This window comes from Clostridium sp., from assembly GCF_051650885.1.
Classification (GTDB): domain Bacteria; phylum Bacillota; class Clostridia; order Clostridiales; family Clostridiaceae; genus Clostridium.
The window spans coordinates 1-2120 of sequence record NZ_JBOFRG010000111.1 but is presented as its reverse complement, the minus strand read 5'-3'; the positions used below and the strand labels follow the sequence as shown (position 1 = coordinate 2120).

The 2120-nt window shown below is 27.1% G+C and carries 1 protein-coding gene; it reads left to right on the top strand.

Annotation, left to right across the window (positions count from 1 at the left end; genetic code table 11):
* Positions 1-343 precede the first annotated feature (343 nt).
* Positions 344-1756, top strand: a complete 1413-nt coding sequence (locus ACRC28_RS05360) for an IS4 family transposase (protein ID WP_438542420.1) — start codon at positions 344-346, stop codon at positions 1754-1756.
* Positions 1757-2120: the final 364 nt, after the last annotated feature.

The following is a 2120-nucleotide window of genomic DNA, read 5'->3' as shown; positions in this document are numbered from 1 at the left end:
AGTATAGTTTTCCATGCTGAGTCATAATCATGTACTTTTTTCCTCTTCAAAAGTTTCACCTCCAAGTCATCTTTAGTAATATCTATTACCTTAATTATATTAAAATATGCAGTAAGTATCAATTATTTTCTGTTAAACTTGACTCCTCTCACTCAAAAGTTATCTAATACTAGAACATCCCTAACTAAAAAAATAAAAAGTAGCTCCAATCAATTTTAGAAGCTACTTTCCATTTATTTACTTTATTTGCCCGGGGTTCTTCATAGCCATCAACCTAACATTTCCTAAATTTGGATTAATGCTATAATGTAATAAATTTAAATATAGGATAGGAAATTAAAATATGCACAAAAGATTAAAAAAATTAATTAAGAATACAAATGAACTTTTTACAGATGAAAATATAAATCAACTAGCAAGAAAAACTGGTTTTGTAAAAAGAAATAGTAAGTTAGATGCAGAATCATTTTTAGCATTTAATATATTTAAAAGCAATGATTTATGTAGTAAATCATTGAATACACTTTGTGGTCGATTAGCAGCTACATATAATATAAATATATCTCCGCAAGCTTTAAACTCTCGATTTAATGAAAATGCGGTTGAATTTATGAAAAAAACTTTTCTTGAAACTATGATTAAACAAAGTAATGTACTTCAAAATCAAATATCTAACTTAGCATTTAAAAGAATAATTTTAACAGATGCAACAAGCTATAAATTACCTGATAAACTTATAGATGAATATATAGGAACCGGCGGTTCGGGAAGTGGAGCAGGAATAAAAATACAACTTCAATATGATATTTTAAGTGGAAATTTTTTAACATGCGATCCATTTAAAGGCACTTTTAATGATTGTAATTACTTGGAGACTATGGAACAAGACACTTTAAAAGGCGATCTTAGACTATCTGATCTAGGTTACTTCAAATTAGGTCATTTAAACGAGATTCATAATAAAGAGGCTTTTTATATATCAAAGATTAAAAGTACAACTAATTTATATACTAAAGAGCCTTACATAGATAAGTTTAAAGATAATAGACAAAAAGATTTTAGGTATAAAAAAATAGATATCCTTGAAATTGTAAAACCCCTAAAGCATGGAGAAACAATTGAACTCAAAGATATCTACATTGGTTCCAAAAAGGAACTCAAAAACAGATTAATTATAACTAAACTTACTGAAAAAAACAAGTCTAAAAGAGTAAAAAAACAAATAAATGATTTAAGAGCTGATCGTAGAAAGCTTAATGAAAGGAATGTAGCTTGGACTGGTGTAAATGCTTATATAACAAACATTTCAAGTGATGTAGTGGCTACAGATCAAGTACATGAAATTTATAGTTTGAGGTGGCAAATTGAAATAATGTTCAAAGTTTGGAAATCAATTTTTAACATTACAGCCGTAAAGAATATAAAAAAAGAGCGCTTTAAATGTTTTTTATATGGTAGATTAATAAGTTTAATCTTAGCATCTCAAATAGTTTTCACAGCGAAAGAAATCACGAACGCTGAAAGCGGAAAAGATATTAGTATTTTAAAATCATTCAATTTAGTTAATGAATATTTTTATACTGTTACTAAGAATATATTCAAATCAGAATTGAATAAAATGTCATTTTTAAATAGCGTAATTCAAACTCTCCAACGCTTAGGAACCAAATCAATTCGGAATGGTCGAACACAAGTCTTCGAAATAATAGAATCTCTAAAAATATCTGAAAATGAGCTTGAAAAAATGGCAATATAATCAAGGGGATTAATTGATTAACATACAAAATTTAGGGTTTAATTCTAATATCTTTATTTAAGGTCGCATAATTTTAAGAAAAGTGAAAATGAAGATAGAAATAGAACAAATATTTTTTTCCAATTCTGATATTTGTGGTATTCCTACCTAATTTATAATATTTGTAATTCTTAGCTTTATGGCTATGCCGGGGTTAGTGCTGGGCACTTTAGGTCCCAGTTGCTCCTATATTTCTATAGTATCTTTATCTCCTGCTCTTAATTTTCTAACTATTTCAATATCTATCTCCATTTTTTTAGCTATAGTATCATCATCTAATATATCTAAAAGATTTTTTGCAAGTTCAATTTGTTTTAATTTTAAT